The 17145-nt window shown below is 61.7% G+C and carries 14 protein-coding genes, 4 tRNA genes and 1 riboswitch; of the genes, 12 read left to right on the top strand and 6 right to left on the bottom strand.

The window, feature by feature from the left end:
- Positions 1-23: 23 nt before the first annotated feature.
- Entirely contained in the window at positions 24-875 is an 852-nt protein-coding gene (locus tag G4D79_RS11560; protein WP_030535259.1) for an alpha/beta fold hydrolase, read from the top strand.
- A gap of 88 nt (positions 876-963) precedes the next feature.
- Here G4D79_RS11560 and G4D79_RS11565 read toward each other — a convergent pair.
- From G4D79_RS11565 to G4D79_RS11575, 3 genes are all read right to left on the bottom strand, one after another.
- Positions 964-1036 (bottom strand) — tRNA-Lys (locus tag G4D79_RS11565).
- A gap of 12 nt (positions 1037-1048) precedes the next feature.
- Positions 1049-2440 carry an MFS transporter gene (locus G4D79_RS11570; protein ID WP_042922262.1) on the bottom strand — a complete coding sequence of 464 codons (1392 nt, stop codon included), beginning with the start codon at positions 2438-2440 and terminating at the stop codon, positions 1049-1051.
- Entirely contained in the window at positions 2437-2928 is a 492-nt protein-coding gene (locus tag G4D79_RS11575; protein WP_007733882.1) for a MarR family winged helix-turn-helix transcriptional regulator, read from the bottom strand. Before G4D79_RS11575 ends, G4D79_RS11570 begins: the two co-directional genes overlap by 4 nt.
- A 405-nt stretch (positions 2929-3333) precedes the next feature.
- On the opposite strand from G4D79_RS11575, the gene G4D79_RS11580 reads away from it, so the two are divergent.
- The 10 genes from G4D79_RS11580 to G4D79_RS11625 all read left to right on the top strand — a co-directional run bounded on the left by G4D79_RS11580 (position 3334) and on the right by G4D79_RS11625 (position 12961).
- A complete protein-coding gene (locus tag G4D79_RS11580; protein WP_003940323.1) occupies positions 3334-3987 on the top strand; it encodes a TetR/AcrR family transcriptional regulator in 654 nt (217 codons plus the stop codon).
- A 112-nt stretch (positions 3988-4099) separates the two neighbouring features.
- A tRNA-Glu gene (locus G4D79_RS11585) sits at positions 4100-4172 on the top strand.
- Between the two features lie 135 nt (positions 4173-4307).
- Positions 4308-4381 (top strand) — tRNA-Asp (locus tag G4D79_RS11590).
- 70 nt (positions 4382-4451) lie between these two features.
- Positions 4452-4528 (top strand) — tRNA-Phe (locus G4D79_RS11595).
- A gap of 241 nt (positions 4529-4769) precedes the next feature.
- Positions 4770-6398 carry an ABC transporter substrate-binding protein gene (locus G4D79_RS11600; protein ID WP_007733883.1) on the top strand — a complete coding sequence of 543 codons (1629 nt, stop codon included), beginning with the start codon at positions 4770-4772 and terminating at the stop codon, positions 6396-6398.
- 179 nt (positions 6399-6577) lie between these two features.
- Positions 6578-6673, top strand: a riboswitch (SAM riboswitch).
- A 4-nt stretch (positions 6674-6677) separates the two neighbouring features.
- On the top strand, positions 6678-7757 hold the full coding sequence (locus G4D79_RS11605; RefSeq protein ID WP_030535262.1) for an LLM class flavin-dependent oxidoreductase: 1080 nt from the start codon (positions 6678-6680) through the stop codon (positions 7755-7757).
- Positions 7758-7786: 29 nt separating this feature from the next.
- Complete coding sequence (locus tag G4D79_RS11610) at positions 7787-9181, top strand: NtaA/DmoA family FMN-dependent monooxygenase (protein WP_030535263.1); 1395 nt, start codon at positions 7787-7789, stop codon at positions 9179-9181.
- A gap of 69 nt (positions 9182-9250) precedes the next feature.
- Positions 9251-10612, top strand: a complete 1362-nt coding sequence (locus tag G4D79_RS11615; RefSeq protein WP_099697812.1) for an MFS transporter — start codon at positions 9251-9253, stop codon at positions 10610-10612.
- Between the two features lie 224 nt (positions 10613-10836).
- Positions 10837-12213 (top strand): putative lipid II flippase FtsW, encoded by a 1377-nt coding sequence (gene ftsW / locus G4D79_RS11620; RefSeq protein WP_007733895.1) that lies wholly within the window; start codon positions 10837-10839, stop codon positions 12211-12213.
- Between the two features lie 115 nt (positions 12214-12328).
- Complete coding sequence (locus G4D79_RS11625; protein ID WP_007733896.1) at positions 12329-12961, top strand: TetR family transcriptional regulator; 633 nt, start codon at positions 12329-12331, stop codon at positions 12959-12961.
- A 3-nt stretch (positions 12962-12964) separates the two neighbouring features.
- On the opposite strand, the gene G4D79_RS11630 is transcribed toward G4D79_RS11625, so the two are convergent.
- A complete protein-coding gene (locus G4D79_RS11630; RefSeq protein ID WP_007733899.1) occupies positions 12965-13723 on the bottom strand; it encodes an SDR family NAD(P)-dependent oxidoreductase in 759 nt (252 codons plus the stop codon).
- 131 nt (positions 13724-13854) lie between these two features.
- On the opposite strand from G4D79_RS11630, the gene G4D79_RS11635 reads away from it, so the two are divergent.
- A complete protein-coding gene (locus tag G4D79_RS11635; RefSeq protein WP_007733901.1) occupies positions 13855-14595 on the top strand; it encodes a VIT family protein in 741 nt (246 codons plus the stop codon).
- 54 nt (positions 14596-14649) lie between these two features.
- Here G4D79_RS11635 and G4D79_RS11640 read toward each other — a convergent pair whose 3' ends face one another.
- Together G4D79_RS11640 and G4D79_RS11645 are read right to left on the bottom strand one after the other, a co-directional pair.
- The gene (locus G4D79_RS11640; protein WP_047271050.1) at positions 14650-15540 is read right to left on the bottom strand and encodes a universal stress protein; all 891 of its coding nucleotides are present in this window, start codon (positions 15538-15540) and stop codon (positions 14650-14652) included.
- Positions 15541-15589: 49 nt separating this feature from the next.
- A complete protein-coding gene (locus G4D79_RS11645; protein ID WP_030535267.1) occupies positions 15590-17125 on the bottom strand; it encodes a CYTH and CHAD domain-containing protein in 1536 nt (511 codons plus the stop codon).
- Between the last annotated feature and the right edge of the window lie 20 nt (positions 17126-17145).

The following is a 17145-nucleotide window of genomic DNA, read 5'->3' on the forward strand; positions in this document are numbered from 1 at the left end:
GTAACACGTTCTAATCTTGCGGTATGGACGTGACTTACGAAGGGACCAAACGCGAAGTCGCTACCGACAGGGGGACTTTGCGCTATCACGAGGCGGGCGATGGTCCGCCGTTGATCCTGTTGCACGGCTCCGGGATCGGCGTGAGTGGATGGCGGAATTACCGGGGGAACCTCGAGGTGTTCGCAAAGCACTTCCACTGCTACCTCCTGGAGTTCCCGGGTTTCGGCGTGAGCGATGCCGTCGACGGTCATCCAGTTCTCACGGCAACCTCGGCGGTGGTTCGATTCATGGATGCGCTGGGAATCGAATCCGCTGCGATGATCGGCAATTCGATGGGCGGAGTTGTCGGGGTCAACGTCGCGATGAGGTTCCCTGACCGCGTCCGCAGATTGGTCACCATCGGAGGCGTGGGCCCGAACATCTTCAGTCAGAACCCGAGCGAAGGTACGCGTCTCCTCCAGGAATTCGCCGACGCTCCCAGCCGCGAGAAGTTGGTTCGCTGGCTCGAGTGCATGGTTTACGACAGATCCGTGATCACCGAGGAGCGGATCGAGGAACGATGGCAAACGGCCAACGATCCGGCCTCGCACCAGGCATTGACCGCGATGTACGGATCCAAAGCCTTTGCCGCTCAGCAGCAGATGATGTCCAACTCGGATGTGCCGCCGTACTGGTCGATGATGCACAAGGTGCAATGCCCGACCTTGCTGACATGGGGACTCGATGATCGGCAGTGTCCACCGGACATGCCGATGATTCCGATGCGACTGATTCCGAACGCCGAACTGCATGTATTTCCGAACTGCGGGCACTGGGTGATGATCGAAGCCAAGGAGGCATTCGAGCGCGTGACCCTCGAGTTCCTGCTTCGATGACCTGCTGTTGCATTCATGTGGCACGAATCGATGTGGCACGAATGCACAAGACCCGGCGCCTCTGAATGAGGCGCCGGGTCTGTGTTTGTGCCCCCAGTAGGACTCGAACCTACGACCTGCGGATTAAAAGTCCGTAGCTCTACCAACTGAGCTATAGGGGCGCGGCGCAGAGTCTAACGGGACCGCAGAGTCCGTGAAAACACCACCCCCACCAGAAGGGCGATTCCGATGACGGCGATGGTCCCGCCCGTGCGATGCAGACCCGCGTCGTCGATGGTTCCGCGCATGGTCAGCTCGATGACGACGGCCGCAAGGTTGGCGCCGATGTACTGGATTGTTCGGTACAGACCGATCGCAGTTCCGACGTCGGCGGAGGTGGTCACCGAGTTGATCAGGTTCTGGTTTCCCATGTTGTTGAAGCCGTTGGGGATGCCCAGGATCGCCGCTATCAGCAGGAGTGCCACTAGGGGAGTCGAACTCGATTCGACAAAGGCAATCAGAATCCCGCCGACAGCCAACGCGGCGGTGCCGATCAGGAGGGTGATCCGTGCGCCGAATTTCCCGTACACCCTGGACGCGGACATGGTCGCGAAGATCCCGACCGCAGCGACAGGCAGCATGAAGAGTCCGGCGCTGATCGGTGACATTCCGCGGGCTACCTGCAGCCACTGGGGGAGCCCGAAGAAGATGCAGTAGAACGCCGTGTACGTCAGAAGCGTCCGGCCGAGAGTCATGCTCAGTGCGCGGTTTCGAGCGACGGCACGGACGTCGATGAACGCCGAGGCCGTTCGACGTTCCCACCAGACGAACAGGAACGCGAAGAGGGCCGTCGACGGGACGAGGTACCACTTCGCGTGCTCGGCGAGAGAGAGGAGAAAGAGCATCGTCGATGTCGTCAGAGCGAGAAACAGGGTGATGCCGAGTGGGTCGAGAGATTTGAACAACGCAGCGGCGCCGGCCCGGTCGGGCAGGGCGGAGTCGCTCGGGGCGGCGAAGAAGACCCATACGGCAGTGACGACGACAAGTGGGAGGTTCACCCACATGATCGATTGCCAACCGAGTGTGCCGACCAACAACCCGCCGAGAGTGGGCCCCAGCGCGACGACCGATTGAGCGCAAATGGTGAGTGTTGCTATAGCTGAACGGGTTTGAGTCCGGTGGCGGTCAGCGTATTCGCGGATGACGGTCATTGCGTTCGGATACTGTGTCGCCGTGCCGATTCCGAGCAGGATTCGTGCGGCGATCAGCCAGCCCAGCGACGGGGCGAGCGAGCCGAGGATCGATCCGGCAGCGATCAGGCCCAATCCGGCGAGGTAGACGCGTTTGGCACCGAGGATCGATCCGAGTCGACCAGCCGCCGGCGCCGTGACCGCAGTCGCGATGTAGAGGGCCGAGATGACCCACGCTGTGCCTGAACTGGAACCGAAGTATGTGGCGATCGGGACGATTGCCACGGCAATCATCGACGAGTTCAGCGCTTGAAGAACGGTTCCGGAGCCGAGAGCAAGACTCAGTTTCAGTGGAACGGGAGTTTGGGGGGTCGGCGTTTCGACGACGGTGGTCACGAGTTCATCAGTGACTCCTCTGATATCGATGTCGATGCTGGGGACTCGCCCTGGCCTAGTCTGCGCAGGATTCGGCCGGCGATCAGAAGCAAGTCACGCTCGGCTTCGGTGCACTCGGCGTCGATGACCTCAGCCAGCCACTCTGTTCGTTTCGTTCGGTCTTCGTGAAGGGTCGATGTGCCGAGTTCGGTCATCGTGACCAAGACCGCGCGGCCGTCCGATGGATCCGCCCTTCGCGTCACCATGCCCTGTTCTTCGAGCGCCGCCACGGTCTTTGCGATTGATTGCGGTGTGACGCGCTCGAATTTTGCCAACTCTTTGGCGGTCGACGGACCTTGTCGGTCGAGGTGGCCGAGGGCCTGGATCTGGCTCGGCGTGAGCTTGTGGTCGTTGCGTTTGGTGCGTAGACGTCGGACGAAGGCACCCAGATCGTCCCAAAGTACGTCGATCTCGTCTCGAGCCTTGCTGCGACCCTCTCCAACGTTCATTTAGACAGTCTAACTGTGTTGTTTCGATGCTGCCAGTACGGTTTCGACGGAAAAGGGGGAATAAACAATTGCACTAGTTGTTTAAAACCTTGGGACTGCTGTCCATCGGTCGGCGAAGCAGTTCCGTCTGCGAGGTCGAATTGTCAGAATCTCGGGCACGAAAAAGCTCGGATGCGCACCCCCTGCGGCGCACCCGAGCGGCCAAAACCATACCACTTGGTGTCTTTTGGGCATAAAGTCGGTTCTTGTCCCCTGAACAGCCGATTGCGTCTAGTACTTTTGGCGGGTATGGCTCTAGTCCTTACGTAGGGTGTGGTGGAGGGGATATTGTGAAGTTTCGGGGGATGACAGGCGCCGATCACGGCGGCTCTGCGTACCAACTCTGCGAGAGGCACAACACCGTAAATGGCACGTCAACAAGAGCGTGCGCGGCGTACCCGCGCCGCCCTGGTCGAAGCGGCTGCAGTCGAATTCGCCAAGCGCGGCTATGCAGCTGCGTCGGTGAACACGATCCTCGAGGGCTCCCGCGCCACCAAAGGCGCCATGTATTTCCATTTCCAGTCCAAGGAAGAGTTGGCGCGAGCGGTTCTGACCTCGGCTATCGAAACCTTCACTGGAATTACTGATCGTTGGGCCAAGAGAACAGACCTCGATCCATTCGTCGCTTTGCACGGTCTCGTGCTCGACATTGCCGAGGTCTTCCGTGCCGAGGTGATCGTGCAGGCGGAATTCCGGCTGATCATCGAGCCCGAGTTCTACAAGGATGTGCAGTCCGGTGGTGGGCAGGTCTGGGGAAAGACCGCCTATGAGTTGGCATTGCGTGCCAAGGACGACGGTTTGCTCCGAGAAGACGCCGACCCGGACAAATTCACGCGTGTACTGGCAGCGAGCCTTGCCGGCCAGCGGTACATGGCAGACCTGATTGCCTCCAGTGGAGATCTGGGCGAGTGGTTCGAGGAGTCTCTCGAAGTAGTCCTCGAAGCCATGGCTACGCCGCAGTGGTTGGAGACGTTCCATCGTGACGGGTGGCCCCAAGTCGAGTTCCCTGACACTGAATAGTGCACTTTTCTGCCCGTGAACAGGCGATTTGTGATTTCCGAATGCCGTGCCATAAGCTATCCAAGCTCCCAACGGAACGCCGTTGGGGTACTAGTTCGGAGAGATCCGGCGGGCCCCCTTCGTCTAGCGGCCTAGGACGCCGCCCTTTCAAGGCGGTAGCGCGGGTTCGAATCCCGTAGGGGGTACGTTTTGCGAAAGCGAAACGATGCAGTATGGTTTGACCCGCACGACACGCTTTGAGATGCACAAATGCCAGGCCAGGACAGTGGTTTGGGAGCGGCTCGAAGATGTAGTACGGTTTCACAGCAAGGAAAAAGCAAGGCCCTGTGGCGCAGTTGGTTAGCGCGCCGCCCTGTCACGGCGGAGGTCGCGGGTTCGAGTCCCGTCAGGGTCGCAAAGCTTTGTTCTCAATCAATCGGTTGAGAACAAAGCAATGCGATAGGCATTCGGTTCGGGTGCCGTCCGGCCAGGTAGCTCAGTTGGTACGAGCGTCCGCCTGAAAAGCGGAAGGTCGCCGGTTCGATCCCGGCCCTGGCCACCATAATTCTTTTCGACAAGCTCCAATCTCATGTTCTTCGAACATAAGGTTGGAGCTTTTTCGTATTCGGATGTCAGTCGCCGTCAACCACTCGGCCCGATCATCTCAGTTATGCGCATCCTTTGTCTCCGTGAATGTTTCCGGTCACCGGGAACGTGCTGGGCGTCACTCCACAGAGGACATCACTATTAGCCGATTGCGGCCGATCCGTGGCTGCGTCTACTGAAAGTGAGGTGGAATCTCCGTGTCGCACTCGAGATCTTGGCGCATCGGGAAAGTCAGCCGGGTCGCCGTCGCATTGTTCGGCACCGGGGTTCTGTTGGTGGGCTGCGCGAGCAACGGTGACGACAGCGGGACCGATACGACGACCGCGTCGGCGGACGTCGTGACCGGCATGGTCAACGAGCAGCCCGATCCGGGAACTGCGGTGGCCGGCGGGACCATGACGTACGGCGTACAGGTGCTCGTTCCCTCACTCGACCCGACGAAGACGGCCGCGCGCGGCGGTTCCGGCGGTGAGGCCTTCGCTGCTGTGTACGACGTCCTGATGAGTTACGACACTGCGAGCGGCGAGTTCGAGCCCAAGTTGGCTGAATCGCTCGAGACAGCCGACGACGGAGCCACCTGGACGCTGAAACTTCGCGACGGTGTGAAGTTCAGTGACGGCACCACCCTCGACGCCAACGCCGTGATCGCGAGCATCGATCGGTACAACGCGGGCAAGGGCAATGGCGCCGAACTGTGGCTGGCTTCGGTGGAATCGGCGCAGGCAAGCGGTCCGACGACGGTGGAATTCAAGCTGAAGACGCCGTGGATGCGTTTTCCGTCGATGCTCGCTCTCGGGCACGGGATGATCGTCGCCCCGAGTTCGCAGCAGGGCGACAAGTTCACCGCCGTCGGAGCCGGACCCTTCACCGAAGATGTCTTCACACCGAGCGTCGAGCGAATCTTCAAGGCCAACCCGTCCTACTACGGCGGCGCCCCCAAGCTGGACAAGTTGCGGATGGTTGCGCTCAACGGCCCGCAGGCCAATCTCGAATCATTGAACAGCGGTCAGCTCGATGTCGCCTACATTCGCGGCCTCACGTCGGCGATCAATTCCGCCAAGTCCGCTGGCTACCCCGGCTACATCGACGTGCTCAATGCCGGTAGTGCCGAGATTATCAACAACCGTGAGGGCCGACCGGGCTCGGATGTTCGCGTCCGTCAGGCTATCGGCTACGCGCTCGACACCACGTTGATCGATCAGCGAGTGGAAAACGGTGAGGGACTGCCGGGCTCGGAGTTGTTCGGTCCGACGTCTCAATGGCATGTAGACACACCGGGTATTGCCTACGACCCCGAAAAGTCGAAGGAACTTCTGAATCAGGCGAAGGCAGACGGGTACGACGGCAGCCTCGACTACGTCGTTCTCAGTGAGCCGAAGGACCACGCGATCGGCCTCGCCGTGCAGTCACTGTTGCAGGCCGTCGGGTTCGAGGTGAACTTGATCTTGGCCAACAACGCCGGCGACATCGTGCAGAACGTCTACGTCAAGCACGATTTCGACCTCGCGCACGCGGGCATCGGAATGTACGAGTCGATTCTCGATCTCGGATTGTTCTCCACGACCAACAGCACCTCGATGGCGAATACTGCTGGATATGCGAACCCGGCGATGGATCAGCTGATCGCAGATCTACAACAAGCCAAGGACAATTCGTCGACCCTGGCGATCATCGGCAAGATTCAGACGCTGTGGAACGAGACGGTTCCGTCGGCGCCGATCGGCGGGCTCACGTCGTTCTGGGCTTGGCAGAAGAACGTGCACGGTGTGGTTCCGACTGCAACCGGCATCATGCTGTTCGATCAGGCATGGATGGGTGCGAAGTAGCGTTCCAGCGCACACCGAGAGCTCCGTCCGGCGCGAGTCGGGCGGAGCTCTTTCGTGTCTACGTCGGCTAGCGTTGCGCAACCCTTTCGATCAGGATGATTGTATTGAAATATGTTGTAGGTCAATATGATTCGACAAGCGTGATTTGACTTGCCCAGCGTGGCCCGCATAGATTGCATCCACCATCCAGAGTGGCTGAGAGACCTGGCTCGATGATGCCGCAGCAACCCGCTACCTAACCGCAGTGTGGGTGCTACCGCCAGGACCGATGGAGGACACATGACTGTATTTGCCGTGGGTATCGAACTGGACGGCGAGGGCACTCACCCCGCTGCCTGGCGCCGAAGCTCACACCGCCCGGACCAGCTGCTCACGGGCAAAGCCGTGCGCGATCGCGTCGCGGCTGCCGAGAATGCCGGCTTCACGTTCGCGACGTTCGACGATTCCATCCTCCCCCCGAGTGGTGACGTCGTCGGCCGCATCGATGCCGTCTCTAGGGCGTCGTACGTGGCGGCGACAACCAGCACGATCGGGCTGGTCCCCGTCGTCGGGACCACGTACGCCGAACCGTTTCATACGTCCTCGCAATTGGCGACGTTGGACTACTCCTCGCGTGGGCGTGGCGGCTGGCTTGCTGTTCCGGTCGAAGACGATGCCGCGGCGAGGGCGTGGGGGAGGGCTCCGGTAACAACGGAGTCGGCGCGTCAGCAAGAGCAGCGGGATTCGGTCACCGTTGTGACCGATCTCTGGGACTCGTGGGAGGACGACGCCGTCGTTCGTGACTATCTCAGTGGGCGTTTCCTCGAACGTGATCGTCTGCATTACGTCAATTTCGAGGGCGACACGTTCTCGGTGAAGGGGCCGGCAATCGTTCCGCGGCCGCCTCAAGGCCAGTTGGTGGTGTTCGGCCGCTACGGCGAAATCGATCCACGCCAGCCGGATGTTGTTCTCGTTTCGGGTGATTCGGTGGAGACCATTGCACAGTCGGCTGCCAAGGCGCGCGATGAGGGCGCGTCATTGGTGGTCGCCGAGGTCGATGTGGCATTCGATACGCCGAATCTGTCTGCGGCGCAGCGGAGGACCGAGCTGAACTCGTACGGGAATGCCGTCGTCACCGGCCGACTGCTCCTGGCTGCAGATCCGGGGGAAGCGGCCGTGGTTCTGAAGGAATTGGCCGGACACCTCGACGGTGTTCATTTCCATGCTCTCGTGATCGACGAGGACCTTCCGGTGCTGGCCAAATTCGTGCTTCCGACGCTGTCCAAGGCCGGGTTGACGCGACGCCCGGTTCCGGGATCGACCCTGAGGGGCAACCTCGGTCTGCAGCGGCCCGCAAATCGATTCGCCCACTCCTCCTGACTTGACTTCGCGCTAAGGATATTTCGGCCATGACTGCATCACGCTCCGCCGTACCTCGACCCGACGCTCACGTTCACTTCGGTGTCTTCTTCCAGGGGGTCAACCACACCACCATCTGGTCCGATTCCGCGAGCGGATCCCAGATCGACTTCGAGACGTTTCGGCGGTTGGTACTCACCGCCGAGCGAGGTCTGTTCGACGCCTTCTTCCTCGGTGAAGGCCTGCGGCTTCGTGAACAGAACGGCAAGATTCTCGATCTGGATATCGCCGGCCGACCCGACGCCATTGCGCAGTTGGCCGCCCTCGCCGGTATCACCGACAAGATCGGGTTGGTCGCGACACAGAACACCACGTACAACGAACCGGCCGACCTTGCGCGTCGACTCTCCGGCCTCGACCTACTTTCCGACGGACGGGCCGGCTGGAATGCGGTGACCACCGACAACGCGTGGACGGGAGAGAACTTCCGTCGCGGTGGTTTCCTCGACCACTCCCTGCGCTACGAGCGTGCCGGGCAGTTCATCGAAACCGCGCGGGCACTGTGGGATTCGTGGGCCGACGACGCGATCTCGGATTCTCGTACGTCCGAGAACTGGTCTACCCCGGGTGCCGTCGGCGACGTGCGCAGACAGACTTCACAGTTCGACATCTCCGTGACGCCGACGCTTCCCCGAAGCCGCCAGGGGCATCCGGTCATCTTCCAAGCGGGTGATTCCCCGAGTGGACGCGATTTCGCGGCGACCCATGCCGACGTCATCTTCTCGCGACACGGGACTCATTTCGACGGCGCACTCGACTTCGCCGACGACATTCGGGCTCGGTTGCGTAAAGCCGGGCGACCGGAGGACGACGTCAAGATCTTGCCCAGCACGCAGATCGTGTTGGCGGAGAACGAGCCCGAAGTCGAGGAGAAGGCACGGTGGGTCCTCGAAGGCCAGTTCACCGGTCAGACTGCCCTCTCTCTCGTCGGACTGGTGTGGGGTAAGGACCTTTCCGATCGAGACCCCGACGGTCCACTCCCCGAGGAAGATCCGGTTGCCCGCCCGGTTTCGGAGACGCGCGGTTCCGCACGGGACGGCAACGACCCCATTGCGATCGCGCGTGAATGGCGTGCCCTTGCCGAGGCAAAGAATCTGTCCCTACGTCAGGTCGCCATCGAGACCTCGCAGCGTTCGGGTTTTGCGGGCACTCCGGGGCAGGTCGCAGATCAGTTGGTCCATTGGGTGCGCAACGGAGCTTCGGACGGCTTCAACATCTCGCCGTACCTGGTGCCGACCGGGCTCGACGAGATCGTCGACTGGTTGATCCCGGAACTGCAGGAGCGTGGGGCGTACCGCACCGAGTACTCCACGTCGACGCTGCGAGAGCACTTGGGGTTGCGACCGCCGCTCACGCGTCGGACCACGTCTGAAGCTGCGGGGTAACGGGTCCTGTCCCACACAGTCACAGCGACGGCCGAATCCACCAAGCTCGGTTCGGCCGTCCGCTGGGAAATCGTCGTCTGCGTAGCTGCGGGTTTCACCACCCTTCTCGATTCGGCGGTGCTCGGAATCGGGGTTCCGTCGATCCGGGCGTCGCTGGGCGCGTCGACCTCGGAGGTGCAGTGGATCCTTGCGAGCTATTCGCTGACTTTCGGCTTGGCCCTGGTGCCGGCGGGCCGACTCGGTGACGTCGTCGGGCGTCGACGCTTGTTCTTGGCGGGCCTGAGCATTTTCGCGGTGATGGGAATCCTCGGAGCGTGTGCGTCGGATCCGTCGATGATCGTGTTGGCTCGTCTTGGGCAGGGGATCGGCGCAGGCACCATCAGTTCGCAGGTGCTCGGCATCATCACCGACCGGGTGTCCGGAAAGGCTCGGGCGAAGGCGTTGGGCGCGTACAGCACCGCGGGTGGTCTGGCCGGCGTTTCCGGACCGATCCTCGGTGGCGTTCTGCTGAAGTATTCTGACGCCGACTTCGGATGGCGGTTGCTTCTCGTTCTCAACGTGCCGTTTGCCGTGATCACTCTGATTTTGGCGTTTCGCTTTCTGCGCCGTGATCGAACTACCCGATCGGGCGCGTCGATCGATCCGGTTGGGCTGTGTCTGCTGGCGACTACGACCGGGCTCCTGTTGTGGCCCATCGTGACCCGGACCAGTGTCACTGTGGCTGCGGCTTTCCTGATCGGTGCGTTCGGCGCTGCCGTTGCCTTCTGGTTCTGGGAACGTCGGTACGCCGAGCGCGGCGGGACGCCGGTACTGCTTCCGTCGTTGATCGCCTCGCGGGGCTTCCGGTTGGGTACGACGGTTGCACTCTTCTGGTTCGGATCCATCCTCGCCGTCAACGCGGTGCTCAGCCTCTATCTGATCGAGGGTTTGGGCTTCGCCCCGCTGAGTGCGGCGTTGATCATGACCGGTAGCTCACTCGCGATGGCATTGACGTCGGCTTTCGGATGGCGGCTGGTTGCCAGGTTCGGCCGAAGTGCAGTGGTTTTTGCCATCGTCGGCGAGATCCTTGTCATCCTCGGCTACATCGCAGCGGTCAATCTGATTCCGCGGGAACATCTGATCCCGGTGCTGGTGGTCCTGGCGGTGTTGTCGGGAGTTGCCAGCGGTTTGGTCGACGCGCCCAATCGGGTACTGACTCTCGAATATGCACCGCCGGGCGCGAACGGTGTTGCGGCGGGTTTCCTTCAACTGTCTCAGCGCCTGTCAGCGACCATCTCGCTGGCCGCGGTATCGGGGTTGTATCTCGGTGTACTCGGATGCTCGCCCGACGGATACGGACGTGCGTTCGGGATCGCGCTTGCCGTCTGCGTGGTCATGTTGACGCTCTCGTTGGCGGGAGCGGTGGCAGACCGACGCCGGCGAAGGACGTGACCTGGTATTTCGTGGGTCTACATGGACCTCGGAAGGCCGAGCCCGTGTGACTCATGGGACTTGTGTTACCCATGGGTTAGGAGTCGTGGGACGATACTTGTGTGGTGACCGGTCGCAGTGAAGACAAGCCCAACGGTCGCGGGAGTGGAGAGCCAGTTAACTCACCCCGTGGAGCGTCGGACAAACGTGACCGCACATCGACACCCTTCCGCGCTCGAACGGCGATGTGGACCAATCGGCCACTGTTCGATTTCCATATGATCGTCGGTCTGGTCGTGCTGATCGTCGCGTTCGGACTGCTGATGGTGCTGTCGTCTTCGGGCGTCGAATCCTATGTGTTGTCCGGGACGTCCTATGCCAGATTCTGGCCCCAGTGCATGTTCGCGGCGATCGGCTTGGTGATGTTCGTGGCAGTCGTGCGGTTGCCGACCGAAACAATGCGTAGAGCCTCCCCGTGGCTGCTGATCCTGTGTCTTGTTCTGCTTGTCCTGGTGCTGATTCCAGGTATCGGCTCGGAACAAATGGGTGCTCGCAGCTGGTTCGTGATCGCGGGCATTTCCTTCCAGCCGTCGGAGCTGGCCAAACTTGCTCTGGCGATCTGGTCCGCAGCGACGGTTGCGTCGTTCATGAAGGCGCGGATGGACGTCAACCGCGCGCTGCCGGTGATCGGCGGTACGACGTTGCTGGTTCTGGTTCTGGTGGTGTTGGAGAAGGACCTCGGAACCACCATCACCATCGGCATCATTTTCATGTCGGTGCTGTGGTTCGGGCTGTTCCGGATGAAGACATTCATCAGCCTCACACTCGGTTCCGCAGTCGCATTTCTCGTGCTCGGGCTTACTGCTGGTTACCGCTCGGATCGCATCAAGGCTTTCCTCAATCCTGATCTCGACCCGCAGGGTTTGAACTTCCAGAGCACTCAGGCCAAGTACGCACTGGCGAACGGAGGCATCTTCGGGCGCGGTCTAGGACAGTCCGACGCCAAATGGAGCTATCTCCCGCAGGCGCACAACGACTTCATTTTTGCCGTGATCGGTGAAGAGTTGGGTCTGGTCGGCGCGCTGATCGTCGTCGCTCTCTTTGCCGCGGTTCTGATCGTCGGGCTGCGGATCGCGAAACGGTCCACTGATCCGTTCCTCAAAGTCATGACAGCGACGGCAACGACGTTGATCGTCGTGCAGGCGTTCATCAACATCGCCTACGTCGTCGGCCTGATTCCGGTGACCGGTCTGCAACTACCGCTCATCTCGGCGGGCGGAACGTCGATGATCACCACCCTGCTGATGTTCGGGCTCATCGCGCACGCAGCCTTCCGTGAGCCCGAGGCTGTCGCCTCGGCCGAGAGCAGCGGTCGCGGTTGGATACCGCTGGTCTTCGGCAAGCCTCGGTTCGGCATTGCCAAGAAGCCACAGACCGATCGACGGAGGCCGCCAGCTCGCCGCGCCCAGCCTGCTCCAACTGGGCAACGCCGACCGGAACGACGGGCACCACAACCCGACAGACGCCGGGCTCCAGCTCCGGGCCGACGCGCACCCTCTCGCGACTGGTCGGAAGATCCACGTAGACGCGGCCGATCCGATCGGCCGCGGCGCGCTTCCTGATCTGGGCCAGTTCCACTGGCGGGCAGTTTCGGAAGCGGGCAGTCATGCACCCGACAATTGCGTTGGGCGGCTACATTGGGAGTCGGCAAAACGACGTCTAAAAAGGGTTGTGGACATGGCAGGTGGCGACAAGGCAGACCAGTCGGTGGTCGAACGTAGCTCGGTGACCGGACGTCGTACGACGCCGTCGCAGCGAGCGCGTTTTCGCCGGATTGTCGACGCCGCAATGGAATCCGCCTCCGAAGGCGGCTACGACGCGGTGCAGATGCGATCGGTGGCCGATCGCGCCGGCGTCGCGATCGGCACTGTTTACCGGTATTTCCCGTCCAAGAACCACATGCTTGTCGTCGCATTGTTGTGGATGTTCGAGGGTTTGCGTGACAGATTCCAAGACTTTGTAATCCCGGGCGAGACTCCGTCGGACCGGATTCTGTTTGTGCTGCGCAAGAATACGGAGGTCCTCGAGACCGATCACCTCCGTTACGAAGCGTTGGTTCGGGCGTACATGTTCGCGGACGCGTCGGCGACCCCGGAACTCAACGCGCTCGGTGGGGTCGTGACCGAGATGTTCGCGAAGGCGATCGGTGTCGAGGAAGTCTCGCAGCAGCAGTTGGACGCGGTGAAGGTGATCGACGACGTCTGGATGTCGAGTCTCGTCTCGTGGGTTGCGGGCCGGATGACGACGGACGAGGTGATGGCGCACCTGGAACTTGCCGTGCGACTGGTCTTTCGCAAGTTGGGCGGATAGCGCTCAGACGGTGTAGCCACCGTCGACGTTGAGCTTCTGACCGCTGATGAATCCGGCCGCGTCGCTTGCGAGGAAACATACTGCTTCGGCGATGTCGGCAGCTGATCCGAAGCGCTTCAACGGGATTCGGCTCATCGTCACGTCGAGCGCGCCTTGGTCGAGTTCGGCGGAGCTGATCAGGCGCTCCGCCATTCCGTCCGTCAACATGCCTGGTCCTACAGCGTTGAACCGGACGCCGTAGCGTCCTTCCTCTGCGGCGAATCCGCGAACAAGTTGTTCGACAGCCCCTTTGGTGCCAGCGGAGAGTCCGTCGCGCACGGGAAAGCGATCCGTTGCCGCGGTTGTCACCGCCACCACCGAACCCGAGGATGCACGCAGCGCAGGCAGGGCGGTGTGGACGAGGGTGAAGAACGCCGCGGCCTCCTGGTTGAGTTGTTCGGTGAAGAACGCCGGCGTCACACGTGAGAGGTGCGTCATCGGGACGTGCGGTCCCGCAGCGTGGACCAGCGTCGTCAATGTGCCCAGATCATCGACCGCATCGTTGACGGCGGCGCTGATCGACAACTCGTCGGTCAAGTCGAGAGAGTACGAGTGGGCGCGCACGCCATGCGCTCGAATCTGCTCGCTCAGTTGCTCGGCAGCGCCCTTGTTGTTTCGGTAGGTGAAGGCGACGTCGTGTCCGCGTTCGGCAAGGGTCAGGGCTATCGCCGACCCGATTCCACCGGTTCCGCCGCTGACAAAAGCGGTGCGTACTGCGCTCACAATGCCTCCAGATGTCTGCCGATTTCAAACCTAACAAATGCTTGGTTGGGGTGCCAATCGGAATATATCAGTGCGCGAAGGACAGGCTCAGATTGCTATCGCAACCGGACTGATCGTCCTAATCTGTTGCCATGTCCGGAGACAGTGTGCAGTTGACCGACGGGGCGCCCGGTGGGGAATCGGAACCTCACGCACCGAGTTTGAACAATCGCCTCAACTGGCTGCGTGCAGGTGTTCTGGGTGCAAACGACGGAATCGTCTCGACCGCAGGTCTCGTGGTCGGTGTTGCGGCAGCCACGACCGAGCGCTCCGCGATCTTCACAGCAGGTTTTGCTGGACTGGTTGCCGGCGCTGTGTCCATGGCGTTGGGCGAGTACGTCTCGGTCAGCGCTCAGCGGGATACCGAACGCGCACTCCTGCAGAAGGAGAAGAAGGAACTCCTCGAGACCCCGGAGGCTGAACTTCAGGAACTGACCGAGATCTACGAGAACAAGGGATTGAGTCCGGAGACGGCCCGCCGCGTCGCCGAAGAATTAACCGAGCACGACGCCTTCGCGGCGCACGTAGAAGTCGAATTGGGTATCGATCCAGACGATCTCACCAATCCGTGGCACGCGGCGATTTCGTCGGCAATCTCGTTCACGATCGGCGCGGCGATCCCGTTGGTCGCAATTCTGGTGCCGCCGACAGGCATCCGCGTCCCTATCGCATTTTTCGCGGTGCTGATCGCACTTGCGCTGACCGGGACGATCAGCGCGACGCTCGGCGGAGCTCGCAAGACCAGAGCGGTGCTACGCGTGGTGATCGGCGGCGCGCTGGCGATGGCCGTGACGTACGGAGTAGGTCAGTTGGTGGGCACGGGTCTCGCCTGACCCCTGCTGTGCGCCTTTATTAACCGCGGGGGGTTAATAAAGGCGCACAGCAATTCAGGCGCGACAGATCATGACCGGCCCTGGCGCATGGTGCAGCAGATTCTGGCTGGTGGAGCCCATCACGGCGCCCGCCATCGCACTGCGGCCGTGACTTCCGACAACTATCAACTGTGCGTCGTCGGCGTATTTGAGCATGACGGGAGCAGCGGCACCGGGTTCACTGATGCGGGTGACCGGCACGTCCGGGTACTGGTCGGCCATACCGGCTAGATTTTCCGCCAGTAGCGCCGATTCCTCCTGCTCGACAGCCTCCCAGTCGATCAGGATTCCCGCTCCGCCTTCGCGGAAGGTGGACGAGCCCTGCCAGGTGTGGACCGCGATGAGCGGCGCGTCGAACTGATCGGCATAACGAAACGCGTACTCGACGGCCTTCTTGCTCAACGCGCTTCCGTCGACTCCGACGATGACGGGACGCTGATCCGGGCCGGGATTCTCCGCCGAACCACGCCACACGGTGACCGGACAGGTTGCATGATTGGCCACCTTCAGTGCGGTCGATCCGAGCAGCCGTGAGCGCAGTGCACCCGATCCGGTCGACCCCATCACGATCAGGCGTGCGGTACCCGAGGATTCGAGGATATGCGTCGACGCCGGCCCTGGCGCGATCTCGGATTCGATGGTCAGTTCGGGGAATTCGGCCGAAATCACCGTGGCGGCGGCATCGACGATCGCTTCGCCGTCTTCGCGGATCTGGCTGAGGAACTGTGACTGCAACATCACCGCAGCGGGACTGTAGATCGGGCCCTCTTGCGGCAGGGCGTGCGCCAGAATCAGTCGTGAGTTCACCGCGTTCGCGACGGAGGCCGCCCACCGGGCCGCCGCCGTCGAGGCCTCGGATCCGTCGATACCGGCGACGACATCCTGGTGTCCTGCAAGTGTGTTCATGTCTACTCCCTCTGAAATGATCGAGATCGGTCGACTGGTTACAGCGAAGTCACCAGAGTGACGATGCTGACTTCACGGCTTCCTTCCACGTCTTGCGTAGCAGGGTCGATTGCCCGTCGGCTATTTCCAGTTCTCGTCGGTAGGCCATGCCCAATCCGAAACTGGTGAGCGAGGTATGCTCCTGCTCGGCTGCCATTGCAAGTAGATGATGTTGGGCGACAACGGAATCCTGGTGCTCGCCGAGAACATCCTGGAAGTGGCTGAAATGCTTCAGTGCGCGCTTCGCTCGGCTCTTCGACACGGGTTCCATGACCTCGATCGCGTACTTCATCCGCTTGGCTCCCTTGCGGGCGCGGTGCATTCGCTCGTCACGCTCGGTGCGGCTATCGGCATCGAAGACGTGATCGACCCGCTTACCGACCTTGTGTGCCAGGTGCCGCAGGGTATGGGCCAACTCTCGTGCCGATGCCTTCTTTCCGACGCGGTGGGTGGCGGTGTCGAATTCGAGGTCGCCGACGTACTCGTCGAGGCGATCGAGCAGCGTGGTGTATCGCTCGGAATCGAGCGCCTCGAGGGCTGTTTCCTGGGCGGTTTCACCACGTGCAGAGAAGAACTCGTCGATTCGAGCTCGCACAGCTTCTCGCTCGGGCATCTCGTCGATTTCGCCGAGGCGTTCCACAAGACGCTCCCACTGGACCTCGACGTCGCGGGCGTCACCGAACTTTCCACCGATCCACCGCAGATCCGTGATGAGATCGTCGGTCTTGGGGGAGTGGCCGGCGTACGACTGCAGAGCGCTGCGGATGCGACGTGCCGCAACCCGGAAGTCGTGGACGGCTTCGTCGTCGGCCCGACGCGTGCCGAGATCCGCGGCGACCAGTGCGCGCAATTGTTCGATGAGGTAATTACGCAACAAGATCCGCGGATTCGACGCCTTGCCCGAGGTGACCTCGTGACCGGCGTACGGTGTGACCGACGTGCCCAGTGCTCGTTTGAGTTTGGACGGACTCGCAGAGCGCTCCAGCCCGGCGTCCAGTAGAACCGACTCGATTGCATCGGCCAGCTCTTGCCCGCCTGCGCCTTGTTCGACCTCGACTTCCTGCCACGTCGACTCTCCGGAACCGTCTGCCTTGCAGGCGATGACGGTGTCGGAGACCACTTCGGCAAGCAGCACACCGTTTTCGCCGTTGAGCCTGGTGCGCTCCCGATCGGTGATGATCAGGGCGACCGGCACCAGATCGTGACCGCGAATGATCGCCCGGATCAGACTCGACAGCGGCGAGGGCACATCGGTGCTCTCGTCCGGGGGAAGTTGGATTTCAGTTCGAGCGTCCTGGCCTGCGGGAAGTTTCATGTGCCACCCCGCGTCGTCGCCACCCTCACGCTTGCGCAGCGTGATCTTCTCGGCCAGCAACCGGTAGTCCGCGGTGTCGAAGTAGGTGGCAGAGAGCTGTATCGAGTCGTGGACCGGTTCGCCGACAACACCGGGAAGTCCGCCCAAGGCGGGAACTTCCTGCTCGGCCGGCGCCTCGTACTTGCGCTCGATCTCCCGTACGGCTTCGGGTACGACGGCGGTCTTGCTCATCTGGTCTCCTCTTGCGGTGC

Source organism: Rhodococcus sp. WY5, assembly GCF_018588185.1.
GTDB lineage: Bacteria > Actinomycetota > Actinomycetes > Mycobacteriales > Mycobacteriaceae > Rhodococcus_F > Rhodococcus_F qingshengii.